Below are 15,580 nucleotides of genomic sequence, written 5' to 3' on the forward strand. Positions count from 1 at the left end.
TGAGCTGCGCGTAAAGCTGGGGCACGATCCTGCCCTCGGCATCGTAGCTATCGGCATTGACCGCGCTGACCGTGCCGATCCCCCCCGCCGCCGCCCAGGCGCCCGAGCTCATGTGGTTGGTCGCGGCCACGCCCTTCCCGCCTTCGATCAGTGGCCAGACTTCGCGTCCGCCGTAAAGGATCGGCTTCAAGCCTTTGAAAGCTGGCCCGTTGAATGGTGACATAACTTCCTCGCCAATGTGCCCGCTAATCAGGAGCTCTGGCCGCGCACGACCTGCCCACCTTGAATGCGGCACGGTCTGATCTGGGACGGCTCGGGCTTTTGGCCTGCCGCCTCGAATTCCGCGTAATACCCGATGATCTCGGGCTTACGGATAAATTGCGTCAGGCGAAAGCCCGTGCTTTCGAATTCGCAGAACAGCAGCGCGGGCGGGATGCCGTGGCTGTCGGTCGGCCGGTCGAGATCCACCACGACCACGCGCCCGTTTGCCCGCCCATTTGCGCGCAGGGCCCCGCGCATCCGCCACAAAAACGCGTAAGGCTCGGTCACTTCGTGGTACATGTGCACCAGCATGACCCGGTCGAAGCTGTTGGGCGGAAGCCGTGGATCGTCCGCCGCGCCCTGGATGATCGAGACATTGTCGAGCCGGTCATGCTCGACTCGCCGAGCCAACCGTTTCATCGCCTCGCCGTCGATGTCCTGCGCCAGGACGCGTCCCTTGGCGCCGACTCGCGCACCCAGCCGGACGGTATAATAACCCTCGCCTGCGCCGATGTCGGCCACGCTGCTGCCCGGCCCGATTACGGCCAGGTCCATCACCGTCTGCGCTTCGTTGTGATTGTCGCGCTCGGCCTCGGTCGAGAACTGCGCGCTGACCACGCGCGAAACCGGGCGTGCCGCGCGTGGAAATTCGCGCGCGCCAGGCAGCCGATCCGAATCGTTCGCCTGCTGAGTGCAGCCGCCCAGTACGGCAAGGCATCCGGCCATCAACAGCGCCAGATTGCAAAGCCGCGCCACGATCAATCGTCGTCCTCAACGCTGACCTTTTCGCCGGTCACGCGCTGCGACAGCGCAGCCGCCATGAATGGATCGAGCGCGCCATCGAGCACCTCGCCCGGGTTGGTCGAAACATAGCCGGTGCGCAAGTCCTTCACTTGCTGGTATGGCTGAAGCACGTAGGAGCGGATCTGGTGGCCCCAGCCGATCTCGGTCTTGGCCTGGTACTCGCCGCTCGCCACCGCTTCGCGCGTGGCCAGTTCGGCCTCGTACATCCGTGCCTTGAGCATGCCCATCGCGGTCGCGCGGTTTTTGTGCTGGCTGCGGTCCTGCTGGCTGGCGACGATGATTCCGGTGGGGATATGCGTGATTCGCACCGCGGAATCGGTGGTGTTGACGTGCTGGCCGCCCGCGCCCGACGCGCGGTAGATATCGTACTTGAGATCGCCATCGCCGATCTCGACGTCGACTTCGTCGGGTTCGGGCAGCACCGCCACCGTCGCCGCCGAAGTGTGGATGCGCCCGCCGCTTTCGGTGACGGGCACGCGCTGGACGCGATGGACCCCGCTTTCGTACTTGAGCCGCGCGAACACGCCATTGCCCTGGATGTTGGCGACCACTTCCTTGAACCCGCCCAATTCGTTGACGTTCGAGGAGATCACCTCGATCCGCCAGCCCTGATCGGCGGCGAAACGTTCGTACATGCGATAGAGATCGGCGGCGAACAGCGCGGCCTCATCGCCCCCGGTGCCGCCCCGGATTTCGAGCATGGCGGGCCGCGCATCGGCCGAATCCCGCGGCAGCATGGTCACGGCCAGCGCGTGTTCGGCGGCAGGCAGATCGGTGCGGAGGCGGGCGATTTCCTCCTCGGCCATCGCGCGCATTTCGGGATCGGCTTCGTCGAGCGCGGAGAGGCTGGCCAGTTCGCCGCGCATGGAAACGACGGCGGAGGCTGCGCGCGCGACGGGCTCAAGCTCGGCATAATCGCGGCTCATCGCGACGAATTCGGCGGGCGCGAGCGTGCCCGAAGACAGCCGCGCCTCAAGCTCGGCGAAGCGCGAGGCGATCTGGGAGAGGCGGGTGTCGGAGATGCTCATTCTGGGAGGATGATGCGCGTATCACGGGCCAAAGAGTATTCGGATTCGCCTAGTTCAATCTCGATGAGTGACCAAAGCGAATGCATTCCTAGAGCCCCAAGCGCTAAATCTTTCTGAGTGCGATGGCTGCTTACCAGCATTGTGCGAGAGGATGGGTCGCCATCGTCCCGCACTGTCACAATGACCGACGCGCGGTCACGCTTGGCCTTATCAAATTGCTTCCGCTGGTTGTGCTTAAACGAAAGTTCGACGCCGCCCGCAAAACCGAACATTTCATCGTTGTCTGCGAATGTTCCGTCGATCGACGCATCGTCGATCGCAAAATCGCGGTTCCAACGATCGCGGTCAATTTTTTTGATGAGTTGGGGAATTCGTCTGCGTATGTAAGCCGCCAAGGCGGACGCTTTCAGAATTGCGCTCGGACCGTCGGGCAGGATCACTAGTGCTTCAGGCTCACGTGCGATGCTAGCATCGGCCACCAGCATCGCCAACCGCTCGATCCCGGCCGCCCAACCCACGGCCGGCGTGTGGGCGCCACCCAGCGTCTCAATCAGCCCATCATAGCGCCCGCCGCCCAGCACAGTCCCTTGCGCACCCAGCCGGTCGGTGACGAATTCGAACGCCGTGTGGCGGTAGTAATCCAGTCCGCGCACCAGCGCCGGTGCCCGCACATAGTCCACACCAGCGGCCTTCAGACCGGCCGTAACCTGGCCAAAGAAGTCCTGCGCCTCGCCGCTCAGGAAATCGTCGATTTTCGGCGCGTCGGCGGTGAAGGGCTTGTCGCGCGGGTCCTTCGAATCGAGGATGCGCAAGGGGTTGCGCTCCAGCCGATCCTGCGAATCTTCGCTCAGCGACCCGGCATGCGCGCGGAAGTATTCGACCAGCGCGGCGCGCCAGGCCTCGCGGCTCTGGGCGTCGCCCAGCGTGTTGAGCATCAGCGTCACGCCGTCCGAAATGCCCAGTTCGTGCAGCAACTGGTCGGCCATCACCAGCAGTTCGACATCGGCCTGCGGTTCGGCCGCGCCGATGATCTCGGCATCCAACTGGTGGAACTGGCGGTAACGGCCCTTCTGCGGGCGTTCGTAGCGGAACAACGGGCCGTGCGTCGCCACCTTCAGCGGCGCGTGCTGCTGCCAGCCGTTGGTGAGGAACGCGCGCGCCAGGCCAGCGGTGAATTCAGGCCGCAGCGTCAACGATTCGCCGCCGCGATCGTCGAACGAATACATCTCCTTCGACACGACGTCGGTGGTCTCGCCCAACGAGCGGCTGAACACCGCGGTCTTCTCAAACACCGGCATTTCCGCACGGCGGAAGCGGTAGAGCTTGCGCACTCGCTCGAACGTCTCGACCACGTGGGCGAAAGCCTCGGCCTCTGCGCCGAAAATGTCTTGGGTGCCGCGAATTGCTTTTGGGGTCTCTATAGCCATGGGCGCGCGCCTACCGTATTTCGGGGCCGGATGGAAATATCCCCCGACAGATGGTTGCAGCCGAGACTTTGGCGCGGCATGACCGGCGGATGACAACAAGCCTCCGCGTGGTCGCGCGTTCCGCCAGCATTCTCGCTCTTGCCGCCGGTGTGGCACTGGCCCACACCGCATCGGCCCAGCCGGTCGGGCAATCGATGCCGATGACGGTGCCGCTGCCACCCGTGCTGCCCGATGCGGTCGACACGACCTACCCCGGCACGATCGGGCTTGCGATCGACGCCAGCGATGTCAACCGCGCAGTCTACCGCGTGACCGAAACGATCCCTGTGGAAGCGGGTGCGCGCCAGTTGACGCTGCTGCTGCCCAAGTGGCTGCCCGGCAACCACGGCCCCACCGGCGCGATTTCGCTACTCAGCGACCTGCATTTCTCGGTGGCCGGCAAAGCCATCAACTGGACCCGCGACGCGGTCGACGCCTTCGCGTTCCATCTCGATCTCCCCGAAGGCGCCCGCACCGTCGAAGCGCGCTTCGTGCACACCTCGCCGTTGATGCCCGCCGAAGGGCGCGTGACGATGACGCGCGAAATGCTCAACCTCCAATGGGAGAAGATGAGCCTCTACCCCGCCGGGCATTACGTGCGGCAGATCAAGTTCGCGCCCACCGTCTCCTTCCCCGCCGGCTGGACGCCGTTTACCGCGCTCGATGGCCAAAAAGTGGAGGGCGCGCGTGTCACGTGGAGCCCGGTCGACTACGCTACGCTGGTCGATTCGCCGGTGTTCGCGGGGATCAACGCCCGGCGCTGGGACTTGGGTCATTCGATCTATCTGTCTGTGGTGGCCGACAAGCCCGAACAACTGGCGCTCGCGCCGGCCAACCTCGCATCGTTCCAGAAGCTGGCCGACGAAGCGGTCTCGCTGTTCGGCAGCCGCCACTTCGATCACTACGATTCGCTGCTGGCGTTGACCGACCGCATGGGCGGCATCGGGCTGGAACATCACCGGTCGAGCGAAAACAGCTACGAACCCAAGTCGTTCACCGACTGGGCCAACCTCGATTGGGCGCACAGCGTCGTCAGCCACGAACTGGTCCATAGCTGGAACGGCAAGTTCCGGCGCCCGGCGGGCCTGTGGACGCCCGATTACCGTCAGCCGATGCAGACCGACCTGCTGTGGGTCTACGAAGGCCAGACGCAGTTCTGGGGGCTGGTGCTGGCGGCGCGATCGGGTGTGCAGCGCCCCGAAACGATCCTGGGCAGCCTTGCCGTAACCGCCGCGCAATATTCCGAAGGCCAGCCCGGGCGCGCCTGGCGCCCGGTCGAGGACACCACGCGCGATCCGGTGTTCGCGATGCGCCGCGCGCTGCCTTATCCTTCGCTCACCCGCAGCGAGGACTATTACAGCGAAGCCGCGCTGGTCTGGCTCGAAGCAGACCAGTTGATCCGCGAGCGCACCCAGGGCGCCAAAGGCCTCGACGATTTCGCGCGCAGGTTTTTCGGGGTGAAGGACGGCGATTGGGGTGAGCTGACTTATACCTTCGACGACGTTGCCGCTGCGCTCAACGCCGTCACGCCGTACGACTGGGCCGGCTTTCTGCGCCAGCGGCTGTACCAGGCGGGCCAGCCCAGCCCGCTCGCGGGGATCGAGCGCGGCGGCTATCGGCTGGTGTGGAAGGACACGCCCAATCCGTTCGACAAGGGCCGCATGGCCGGCAACAAGACGGTGGGCCTGACGTATTCGCTCGGCCTCACGCTCGACAAGGAGGGCAAGGTCGCCTCCACGCTGTGGAACGGGCCCGCCTTCAACGCCGGGATCGTCAACGGGGCAAAGATCGTGGCCGTCAATGGCGTGGCCTACGACGAGGACACGCTGCGCGCCGCGATCACCGCCGCCAAGGGCACCCCAAAGCTTTCGGGCGCGCCGATCGTGCTGCTGGTCCAGCGTGGCGACCGGTTCCTGACCCTCGATGTCGATTACCACGGCGGCTTGCGCTATCCGTGGCTCGAACGCACGGCCAATGACAAATCTCCCGCCGGGCTCGACCAATTGCTGAGCCCTCGCACCACCGCCAAACCCGCAAAATGACCGCGCCGGAACCCGGTACGACAGCGCCGCAGCAGTGGTTCTTTCCGCCGCGGTTTATGCTGTTCCTGGCAGTCCTGCCGATCGCCAGCGCGGTGCTGATGACGCTGACCCCGCGCTGGAGCCAGGCGCTGCTTGGCGGGTTCGATATTGCCGCGCTGGTGTTCATCGGTTCGCTGGTCGGCCTGCTGCGCGATCATACGCCCGAAACGATGATCGCGCACGCACAGGCCAACGACACACGCCGGCTGGCTGTGCTGTCGATTACCAGCGCGGTGATGCTGGTGATCGTCACCGCGGTTACGGTGGAACTGCCCGATGCGCGCAAGGAGCAGGGGCTGATGCACATCATCTCGCTGGTGCTGGTATTGCTGAGCCTGCTGCTGGCGTGGCTGTTTTCCAACCTGGTGTGGATGCTGCATTACGCACACATGTATTATCGCGACAGCGCCGACATCGGCGGTTTGCGCTTCCCGACCCCGAAGCAGGGCGATGATGATTGCGATCACTGCCCCGATTACTGGGATTTCATCTACTTCTCGCTGACGATGGGCATGGCCTTCGCCACTTCGGACGTAGAGATCGAGCGCGGCGACATCCGCCGCATCGCGGTGATCCATTCGGCGGTGGCGTTTTTCTACAACCTTGTGGTGCTGGCCTTCACCATCAACGTGACTGCTGGAAGTTGAAGGTTGAAGGCATGTTTGTGACTGGTAAATGATGTTGCGCCGCAGCATTGTGCAATGCTACGGGCCAACGCCATGAACATTGAAATGATCCCCGTCGGCGACAACCCGCCCGAGAGCCTGAACGTCATCATCGAAGTGCCCGTAGGTGGCGAACCGGTGAAGTACGAGTTCGACAAGAAGTCGGGCGCGCTGTTCGTCGATCGCATCCTGCACACGCCGATGCGCTATCCCGCCAATTACGGCTTCGTGCCCCACACGCTTTCGCCAGATGGCGATCCGCTCGACGCTTTGGTCGTCTCGCGCAGCCCGTTCGTGCCCGGCTGCGTGGTGCGCGCGCGGCCGATCGGCGTGTTGAAGCTGGAAGATGAAGCCGGCGGCGATGAAAAGCTGATCTGCGTACCCGTTGACACCACCTTCCCCTACTATTCGGACATCGGCGAACAGAAGGATCTTCCCTCGATCGTGCTTCAACAGATCGAGCACTTCTTCAAGCATTACAAGGACCTGGAGTCCGAGAAGTGGGTGCGGATCGGTGAGTGGGGCGATGCCGACGAAGCGCGCCGGATCGTGCTCGAAGCCATCGATCGCTACCAGGCCGACAAGGCCGCCAACAAGCCGGCCTGAAAATCGGCTATTTGAAAATCTGGTATTGTTGACGCGGCCGGTCGCCAAGACCGGCCGCTGCAAGGCTGGCCGCTGCGCCCGCGCTATTCGGTGGGCCTGCCCGAATCGAGCAGATCGCGCCCGCTTTCGGCATCACCCGATCGTTCTTCCTCGACCAGATCCTCGACGTGGCGTTCGGGCGCGACGTCCTGCTCGGCTGCAGTCTCGCCTGCCGCTTTTTCGCGCGGGGTTCGCGTTTCGCGAATGACGGTACGTTCGGGCACCAGCGTTACGGCTGACGGATCGCGGCGCACATCGTCAAGGTGAACCAGGTAACTTGCATCGGGCATGATCGCGCCGGCTTCACGCAAGGCATTGCGAACCGCCTCGATCGCGCGGGTGCGCGCCTTGCCGAAATCCGTCTGCGTCTGGTCGATCCAGGCAAAGAACCGCAGCACCTGGTTTGAGCCGGGCATCTCGGCAATTTCGGCCTTGGGTTCGGGTTTGAGCAGGATGAAGTCTAGTCCGGTCATCGCCTTCATCGCCACGGTGCGCGCGGCGCACGGATCGAAACCGTGGTCAATCGTGTAATCGAAGGTGAACCGGCGCTGCGGATTGGTGGTAAAGTTGATGATCACCGCCTTGTACACCGTGCTGTTGGGCACGCGCAGGTGGTTGCCATCCAGCATCATCAGCACCGTGGCGCGCGTGGTCAGCCGCACCACGCGGCCTTCATAGCTGTCGATCCTGACGTGATCGTTGGCCCGGAACGGCTGGCGTATCGACAGCATCAGCGATGATACATAGTTGTCGACCGTGTCCTTGACAGCAAGGCCCAGCGCCAGCCCGATCACGCCAGCGCCACCCAATACCGCGCCGAGCAACGCGGTGGCGCCCACGATCTGCAATCCAAGCACGATGCCGCCGGCGACGAACACCACGCGCACTGCGCTGCCCATCAACTCGGCCACGAACGGGTTGGGCGCTACGTGGCCCCAGAATGTGCGCCGCCGGGCGAGCACGGAGCCGATGGCACCGACGAGAAACGCCACCAGCAGCGCCACCGCAATCAAAGGCAGCATCTGGACGAAGCCGCGCAGCTTGCCGGTGATGCCCTGCAGCGCCGGATCGAGATTGTTGTCGACCGCCAGGCTGCGCTGAAGCTGGTTGCGCACGATCACCACGCCTGCCAGCCGCCCTGCGATCGCGGCGGCCTGATCGATCGCGGCGGCATTGCGCACCGTGCCATTCAACGTGACCACACCCGACGATACCGAAACCTGGACCGCCGCCAGATCGGGAAGCGCGGCATAGATCGCGCGCAATCGCGTCTCGATCTGCACGTCCTGCGCCGCGCCTGCATCGGTAGCGATCGGGGTTGCATCGGCGGCCGCGCTGCTTGCCGGCGCGGCGGGCGCAATCGCCTTGGCGAGCGCGGCCGTATTGACTTGCGCCAAGGCCGCCAACGGCTGGAACAGCGTGAGCAACGCCAGCGACAACCCGGCAAGACGCACAAGCCGTGCCGAGGTCGAGAGATGGCGGGAAGGCATGGCGGCTAAAACACCGCGCAGCCGGCCAGGTTCCCGAACAGTCGAACAAATCGCCGAAAGCGGTGCCCGCAACGCGAAGTCCGCGTTCAATCGCCGGCCACGGTCAGCGCGTCGATCCGCAGCGTCGGAACGTCGATCCCGCGATGGATTTCGAGATCGTTGGCGGGAATCAATGCCGCAAACATTGCGATCAGATTGCCCGCCACAGTGAATTCGGCAATCGCGCCGGCCAATTCGCCGTTTACGATGCGGAAACCCGCGGCGCCGCGGCTGTAATCGCCGGTTACGCCGTTGACGCCCTGCCCGATCAGTTCGGTCACGTAAACGCCTTCGGCAATGTCGGCGATCAGCGCATCGCGGCTGACAGTGCCCGGTTCGAGCACGACGTTGCTCGAACTCACCCCCGGCGCACCCGAACCGCCACGCGCGGCGTGTCCGGTTGGCTCGGCGCCAAGCTGCCGCGCGGCTGCCGAATCCATCAGCCAGCCGGTCAGGCGGCCGGCATCGACCAGCTTGCGCGGGCCGGTGGGCAAACCTTCACCATCGAACGGACGCGACCGCAAACCGCGCAGACGCAGCGGGTCGTCGGTGATGGTCACACCCGAATCGAACAGTTGCGCGCCATCGCGATCGAGCAGGAAGCTGGCGCGGCGGGCGATCGCCGATCCCGAGATCGCGCCGAGCAAGTGCCCCACCAGCGAACCGCCGACACGCGGATCGAACACCACCGGCATCGGCCCGCTGCGCACCCGGCCAGGATTCATTCGCGCCACCGCGCGTTCACCCGCGCGGCGACCGATTTCTGCCGGATCAAGCAGATCGGCAGCGTAGCGGGCCGAACGCCAGCAGTAATCGCGCTGCATCTGGCTGCCTTCGCCCGCCAGCACGCTGGCCGAAATCGAATGATTGCTGACCGAATAGCCGCCCGAAAATCCGTGGCTGGTCGCCAGCGCGACCATGCCCCGCCCCGAACTGGCGCCGCCGCCTTCGCTGTTGGTGACCCCTGCTACAGCGCGTGCTGCATCTTCGGCTTCCTCGGCGGAACGGCGCAGGTCTTCGGGCCGTGGGTCCTGCGCATCGTCAAGGTCGAGTGACGGAAACGAACCGCGCAACAGCCGCGACTCGGGGGCAAGACCGGCATATTGATCGGGCGGTGCGGCCCGCGCCATCGCTACGGCGCGTTGGGCCAGTTCATCGAGAGCAGCGTCGGCAAAGTCCGATGTGCCGATCGAAGCTGAACTTTGTCCAACGAACACGCGCAAGCCGATATGCTCGGATTCAGAGCGCTCGACATCCTCCAGCTTGCCCAGCCTGACTTGTACCGATTCGGAGGCGTTGGCGAGATAGACCGCGTCGCCCGCATCGCCACCGGCACGCATCGCGCGTTCGATCAGGGCGTGGCAACGGTTTTCAGCCTGGTCGACGGAGAGCATGCGGACGAGGCCTTTGCGCAATGGGTTCGGAGCGCGGTGCCCTTGCGTTGCACCGCGATTGCAGGGCACTTCCAAGGGTGTTGCGGTCCGTGCGCTCTACGACGCAAGATGGGCGGCGGCAATGGCGCGCGCCCGCAAGAAATATCGTATAAAATCAGGACATGGAATCAGTCCGGAGCGGGAGCCACGATCAAACCAGCGCGGCAAAGGCCTTGAACAGTCCGGTCAGCAAGAACGGCAGGCCGATCGCCAGCGTCCACAACATGGCCTGGTCGCGGCGGAATGTTCCACGCAAGGCCGGATCGCTGACCGCATCGTCATCCATCGCTTCCCAGCGGCGTTCGAACTTCCGGCAGAGCGGGATAATCGCCGCGACCAGGACCACCAGCGCGAGCAGCGGCATGGCGGAACCGCTGGTTCCTTCGATCGCACGCATCGTCACGAAAATCTGCAGCGCGGTATAGACCAGCAGGGCGTAAGCGATGTTGTCGCTCATCGCCTTGCGCCAATTCACGGCACGACGCGCTTCCGCGCGCGGCTTCTGCAACGATGCCTGCCCAGAAACTGGCGGAAATCCCGAATTTCTGCGTGCGATATCGACCATTGTGGTGGCCTTTCTTTTCCTGTCCCGGCGCATTGTAAAACACGACTGCGCCACAGGCACAAGATTATTCCTCGGTTTGCCGCCCGCCATGCACAAATCCTGCCAGTCCGACACCGAGCGCCCTTCCGCCGCCCCCCGGTCCCGGCTATGGGGAGCGCCACACGCCCCGAAGCAATGCAGTCGATCAGGTTATGAATTCCCCGCTTCAGACGACTGCGGACGCTGCGCACGCCGATCGCGCCGCCAGCCCCGCAGAAAACCGTGATGCGTCACCGCCGATCCCGCAAGGCGGGCTCGAAGTGGTGTCGATCGCCAAGAGCTATGACAAGCGCGCAGTGTTGAGCGACATCTCGCTTTCGGTCGGCAAGGGTGAAGTTCTTGGCCTGCTCGGCCCCAATGGCGCGGGCAAGACCACGTGTTTCTACTCGATCATGGGCCTCGTCCGCCCCGATTCGGGACGCATCCTGCTCGATGGCGTCGATATCACCCGGCTGCCGATGTACCGTCGCGCAATCCTGGGCCTGGGCTATCTGCCGCAGGAAACCTCGATCTTTCGCGGCATGACGGTTGAACAGAACATCGCCACCGTGCTCGAACTGGCCGAACCCGACAAGGCCACCCGCGTCGCCGAGCTGGACCGGCTGCTCGACGAATTCGGGCTGACCCGGTTGCGCGCCTCACCCGCGATGGCGCTGTCGGGCGGCGAACGCCGGCGCTGCGAAATCGCGCGCGCGCTGGCCGCACGACCCTCGATCATGCTGCTCGATGAACCCTTCGCCGGCATCGATCCGCTATCGATCAGCGATATCCGCGAGCTCGTCCGCGATCTGAAGCGGCGTGGCATCGGCGTGCTGATCACCGATCACAATGTACGTGAAACACTCGATATCGTCGATCGGGCCTGCATCATCTACGGCGGCCAGGTCCTGTTCGCGGGCAGCCCCGAAGACCTGGTGGCGGACCCGAACGTGCGCCGGCTCTACCTTGGCGAAGGCTTTACGCTGTGATCGGTCACAATCTGGCCTAGACCATGGCGCTAGGCCCCCGCCTCGATATCCGGCAATCGCAATCGCTGGTGATGACGCCGCAATTGCAGCAGGCGATCAAACTGCTTGCGCTATCCAATCTCGAAATCGAGGCGTTTATCGGTGATGCGCTCGATGCCAATCCGTTGCTCGAACTGGGTGATCGCGGCACGGCGGATACCGGCGGCGATAGCGATCCGCTGCTCGATTTGCGCCGAACGACACTCGAAAGTTCGCCCGTAGACCAGTTAATCGGTGAGGGCCGTGCCTCCGACGACCGGCCGCTCGACATCGACGCAAGCGCTATCGACAGCGATCGGGACACCGGAGACGGCGCCAGCGCTTCGGCAGCGATCGATACCGGCGCCAACCGCGAACCGGGGGATGAGTGGGGATCGGACTGGTCCGCCGCAGCGGGGGCGGGCGAGAGCCTGGCCATCGAAGATCGCGCCAGCGGCACGGCATCGTTGGCCGAGCACCTCCATTCGCAGATCGGCGCCACGACATCCGACGCTGGCCTGCTGTTCGTGGCGCGCTGGCTGATCGACCAGCTCAACGAGGCAGGCTATCTAACCGTTCCTCTGAACGAGGCGGCAGACGCGCTGGGGGTAGACAGTGCGATAGCCGGCCGCGCTCTGGCGCTGGTGCAGGGGCTCGATCCCACCGGCGTCGGCGCGCGCGGCCTCGCCGAGTGCCTGGAACTGCAGGCGCGCGAAGCCGATCGCTTCGATCCCTGCATGGAGCGGTTGATCGCCAATCTCGAGCTTGTGGCACGCGGCGAATTCGCGCGGCTCAAGCGGCTATGCCAGGTCGACGATGACGATCTTTCCGACATGCTGTCCGAACTGAAGGGCTATGATCCGAAGCCCGGTTTGCGTTTCGGCGGCAGCACGCCCGAGGCGGTGGTGCCCGATATCCTTGTTCGAGAAGGCGGCGATGGCTGGGATATTGCGCTCAATCCTGCCACTTTGCCCCGGCTTGTCGTGAACCGCAGCTACTATGTCGAAGTGCGCGGCGCCTGCGATGGCAAGGATGCCCGAGCCTGGTTGAGCGAGCGGCTGACCGATGCCAACTGGCTGGTCAAAGCGCTCGACCAGCGGCAGCGCACGATCCTCAAGGTGGCGAGCGAGATCGTGAAGCGTCAGGAAGGCTTTTTTCGCCAAGGTGTGGCGCACCTCAAACCGCTGACGCTGCGGACCGTGGCCGAGGCAATCGCGATGCACGAATCGACAGTCAGCCGCGTAACGTCGAACAAATATCTCAACTGCGAGCGCGGTACGTTCGAGCTGAAATTCTTCTTCACCTCGGGCGTTTCATCGGCAGACGGGGAAAGCGCAGTCTCGGCCGAGGCGGTCAAGGCCGCGATCCGATCGTTGATCGAAGCCGAAGATGCGAGCGCGGTCCTGTCCGACGATACGCTGGTCGATATGTTGCGCGCCAAAGGCTTCGACCTTGCCCGCCGCACGGTTGCGAAATATCGCGAGGCAATCGGCATCGGCAGTTCAGTGCAACGCAGGCGCCAGAAATCGCTCGGTCGCAAGGCAGCCGGGGCTAGGTAATACGCCAAACCCGTATGACCCGAGTGCGTTAGCGAAGGTTCACCATGAACTGGTGGCGGACGGCCGAAAACAACGCCAAATTGCTTTTTCGACGAAGTGCCCGCTCGACTTTTACTGCAAAAATCCGTTCAGGCAGCGCTTTTGTGCGAGCCGTTCGGCCGTTCGGACACCATGTCCTGGATCATGCCCCGCAAGTTGTGATCATAGCGCGCCAGCACTGCGTGATCTTCGGCTGTGTCCCAGTGAGTCACGAGCTCGCGGCCATTCCAGAAGTGCAGGGCATAGCCGGGCGGATCGGCGACGATCAGATCGCGGTGATCGGGCGCGTCGGGATCGATCGGGCGCAATTCGAGCGCAACTTGCGGCGCGGTCGACGGGCAGCTCGACACCACCGTGCCTTGCCAGCCGGTGCTGGTCGCGCGGTGGATGTGACCGCAGATCATGCTGACGATATTGCCATTGTTGCCCAGGGCATCGGCAAGCCGGCTGACCCACGGTTCATCCGGATCGGTGTTCATCCACGGAATGCCGAGTTCAACCGGCGGATGGTGCAGCACGATCAATGTCTTGCGCGTCGGCTGTTCGTTGAGCCGGGCCTTGAGCCAGGCGGCGCGCTCCGCGCAGAAGGCGCCTCCGTGGCGCCCTTCTTCAAGCGTGTCGAGCACCAGGATGCGCAGTCCCGGCGTGTCGATCTCGTACTGCAGGAAGCCGTCGACGAAACGATACTGGGGAAACACGCTGCGGAAATTGTCGCGCTGGTCGTGATTGCCGAGCACGAGATGGACAGGAAACGGCACCACCGCCAACGCCTCTCGCAAGCGCTCGTAGCTGTCGCGATCGCCGCGGTCGATCAGATCGCCGGTGATGAACAACATCGCCGGGGCCGGATCGATCGCGCAGAGACTCGCCAGTGTACGATCCAGGCGCTGGCGGTTGAATTCACCGGGGGCATCGGGCTCAAACCCCAGGTGGATATCGGTGATCTGCGCGATCAGCATAGCATGGCCCGTATCGCCCTAGCGCATCTTTGAGCCAGGGATCCGGGGCCGATCAGCCTCGGCAGTTTCGGTCATCTTGGTGTGGCGCTTGTTGGCAGGGCGCCAAGGCGCACCATCGTCGGCCATGTGGAACGAGTGGCACATCGCGCACGTCGAATCGACCTTGTCCTTGATTTGGGCCGAGGCCAGATGGGCACCGTTTTCGCCGACGTGGCAACTGCGGCAGCCGCCCTTGCCGTCCATCCCCGGCACGAGCAGATCGCCCGCATCGTTCGAGGTTTCGGCCTTGGTGTGGCAGAATACGCAGTCGGTCTTGGTGTGGTCCTTATGGCTATACCAGCCCTTGTTGTAGTACCGATTGTGCTGCGCCGCGCGCTGCACGGTGAAGCCGCCGGTTGCCGCAGTGCCGCCCGGGTTCACGATATGGCAGTCGTAACACATGCCACCCTTGGTGAAGACTTGGGCAACGGCTTGTTCGGCCCGACTTGGATAGAACCGGACAGCGCGCGCGTAGTCGGCGGCGGTTGATTGCAGCGCAGCATCGCCCGGCAGCCGCCGCGCAAGGCCCGAGAGGTTTGCCGGCTGCATCGGCCCCATCCCGCGATAGGCTGCGCGGATATCGGCAACGACCATTTCTGGCTTGCCGTGGCGCAGCGAACGGAAGGTGCCGCCGATTTGGTCGAAATTCAGCGTGTGGCAAGTCTGGCAGGAATCTTCCATCTTGACCGCTTCATAGCGTGTGCCGCTGGGATCGGTCTTGTGGCAATCTTCGCATTTCAGCGACTGTTCGCCCTTGAACTGGTCTCCACGGCGGACGACCATCTGGGCGACGGCGTTGACCTTCGACAAGTGCTGGGCGTGCGTGAACTTCAGCCCGTCGTTCTCGCGCAGCGCTGGCGACCATTCGACGCGTTGCAGCAACGGCTTTTCACCCGTTGGATCGACGATCACAAGCGGGCGGAATTCGGGATGGCCCGTTCCGAAATCGGCTGCATTGGCGACGCGGGCGTTCGGCAAGCGCGATTTCATCCCATCGTGGCAATCGGCGCAGAATTGCTGCCGGGTCGGCTGCATAGCACCGGCGCCGGTATGCTCCGTGTGACATTCTACACAGCGGCCGCTGGGCTTGTTGAAAGCATGCGCCACGGCGCGCTGGAACCCGGCAAACCCAGTCGGTTCGCCGCGCGCCATCGTGAGGCGTTCGACAGCGGGCATGCCCGGTCGATCGGCGATATGCTGGTGCGCATCGTCCTTGTGACAGGTCATGCAGGCGTTGTCGCGAACCGCCTCGAACGCCTTGACGTGACAGGCCTGGCAATTGTTCTCGAGGTTCTTGTGGCCCGCGCTGAGATGGCGGGTAACCCACGCCGAATCCGCGTGCATACCGGCCGGGCGCCGCGCATCCTTTTGCAGCGAAAGCGGCTGGTAAGTCATGTAGCTCCACACCGGGAAGGCCAGGAACGCCACCAGCACCGCGATCGCGAATACCCACGCCGAAGACCGCTTGCCGGGAAGCAGGCC

Annotated in this window: 13 protein-coding genes and 1 pseudogene; 5 read left to right on the plus strand and 9 right to left on the minus strand. The window is 64.1% G+C overall.

Translation table 11 applies throughout. The features are described 5' to 3' along the window. The 4 genes and pseudogenes from Q0R16_RS01150 to hisS all read right to left on the minus strand — a co-directional run. A pseudogene (locus tag Q0R16_RS01150) lies at positions 1 to 223 on the minus strand (nitronate monooxygenase); the annotation flags it as partial. A gap of 26 nt (positions 224 to 249) precedes the next feature. After that, a complete protein-coding gene (locus Q0R16_RS01155) occupies positions 250 to 987 on the minus strand; it encodes a class I SAM-dependent methyltransferase (protein ID WP_295630950.1) in 738 nt (245 codons plus the stop codon). A 32-nt stretch (positions 988 to 1,019) separates the two neighbouring features. Then, on the minus strand, positions 1,020 to 2,093 hold the full coding sequence (locus Q0R16_RS01160; RefSeq protein ID WP_295630951.1) for a peptide chain release factor 1: 1,074 nt from the start codon (positions 2,091 to 2,093) through the stop codon (positions 1,020 to 1,022). After that, the gene (gene hisS / locus Q0R16_RS01165; RefSeq protein WP_295630953.1) at positions 2,090 to 3,520 is read right to left on the minus strand and encodes a histidine--tRNA ligase; all 1,431 of its coding nucleotides are present in this window, start codon (positions 3,518 to 3,520) and stop codon (positions 2,090 to 2,092) included. The genes Q0R16_RS01160 and hisS overlap by 4 nt, the downstream gene beginning before the upstream one ends. 89 nt (positions 3,521 to 3,609) lie before the next feature. On the opposite strand from hisS, the gene Q0R16_RS01170 reads away from it, so the two are divergent. From Q0R16_RS01170 to ppa, 3 genes are all read left to right on the plus strand, one after another. Then, positions 3,610 to 5,601 carry a peptidase M61 gene (locus Q0R16_RS01170; RefSeq protein ID WP_295630955.1) on the plus strand — a complete coding sequence of 664 codons (1,992 nt, stop codon included), beginning with the start codon at positions 3,610 to 3,612 and terminating at the stop codon, positions 5,599 to 5,601. Next, on the plus strand, positions 5,598 to 6,287 hold the full coding sequence (locus Q0R16_RS01175; protein WP_295630958.1) for a DUF1345 domain-containing protein: 690 nt from the start codon (positions 5,598 to 5,600) through the stop codon (positions 6,285 to 6,287). Before Q0R16_RS01170 ends, Q0R16_RS01175 begins: the two co-directional genes overlap by 4 nt. A 72-nt stretch (positions 6,288 to 6,359) precedes the next feature. Then, positions 6,360 to 6,911 (plus strand): inorganic diphosphatase, encoded by a 552-nt coding sequence (gene ppa / locus Q0R16_RS01180; RefSeq protein ID WP_295630960.1) that lies wholly within the window; start codon positions 6,360 to 6,362, stop codon positions 6,909 to 6,911. An 83-nt stretch (positions 6,912 to 6,994) separates the two neighbouring features. Here the strand turns inward: ppa and Q0R16_RS01185 are convergent, their stop codons facing one another. From Q0R16_RS01185 to Q0R16_RS01195, 3 genes are all read right to left on the minus strand, one after another. After that, a complete protein-coding gene (locus Q0R16_RS01185; RefSeq protein ID WP_295630962.1) occupies positions 6,995 to 8,440 on the minus strand; it encodes a mechanosensitive ion channel family protein in 1,446 nt (481 codons plus the stop codon). Positions 8,441 to 8,526: 86 nt separating this feature from the next. Further along, the gene (locus Q0R16_RS01190; RefSeq protein WP_295630964.1) at positions 8,527 to 9,873 is read right to left on the minus strand and encodes a TldD/PmbA family protein; all 1,347 of its coding nucleotides are present in this window, start codon (positions 9,871 to 9,873) and stop codon (positions 8,527 to 8,529) included. 190 nt (positions 9,874 to 10,063) lie between these two features. After that, the gene (locus Q0R16_RS01195; RefSeq protein ID WP_295630966.1) at positions 10,064 to 10,369 is read right to left on the minus strand and encodes a hypothetical protein; all 306 of its coding nucleotides are present in this window, start codon (positions 10,367 to 10,369) and stop codon (positions 10,064 to 10,066) included. A 299-nt stretch (positions 10,370 to 10,668) separates the two neighbouring features. Here Q0R16_RS01195 and lptB point away from each other — a divergent pair, with 299 nt between their 5' ends. Both lptB and rpoN read left to right on the plus strand, forming a co-directional pair. After that, entirely contained in the window at positions 10,669 to 11,484 is an 816-nt protein-coding gene (gene lptB / locus Q0R16_RS01200; protein WP_295630969.1) for an LPS export ABC transporter ATP-binding protein, read from the plus strand. A gap of 23 nt (positions 11,485 to 11,507) precedes the next feature. After that, positions 11,508 to 13,061: an RNA polymerase factor sigma-54 gene (rpoN, locus tag Q0R16_RS01205; RefSeq protein WP_295630971.1), complete on the plus strand. Its 1,554-nt coding sequence runs from the start codon at positions 11,508 to 11,510 to the stop codon at positions 13,059 to 13,061. Between the two features lie 128 nt (positions 13,062 to 13,189). Here the strand turns inward: rpoN and Q0R16_RS01210 are convergent, their stop codons facing one another. Both Q0R16_RS01210 and Q0R16_RS01215 read right to left on the minus strand, forming a co-directional pair. After that, complete coding sequence (locus Q0R16_RS01210; RefSeq protein WP_295630973.1) at positions 13,190 to 14,059, minus strand: phosphodiesterase; 870 nt, start codon at positions 14,057 to 14,059, stop codon at positions 13,190 to 13,192. An 18-nt stretch (positions 14,060 to 14,077) separates the two neighbouring features. Further along, positions 14,078 to 15,580: cytochrome c3 family protein (locus Q0R16_RS01215; RefSeq protein ID WP_295630975.1), on the minus strand; the 1,503-nt coding region annotated here is incomplete at its 5' end.

Source organism: Novosphingobium sp., from assembly GCF_025351285.1.
GTDB lineage: Bacteria > Pseudomonadota > Alphaproteobacteria > Sphingomonadales > Sphingomonadaceae > Novosphingobium.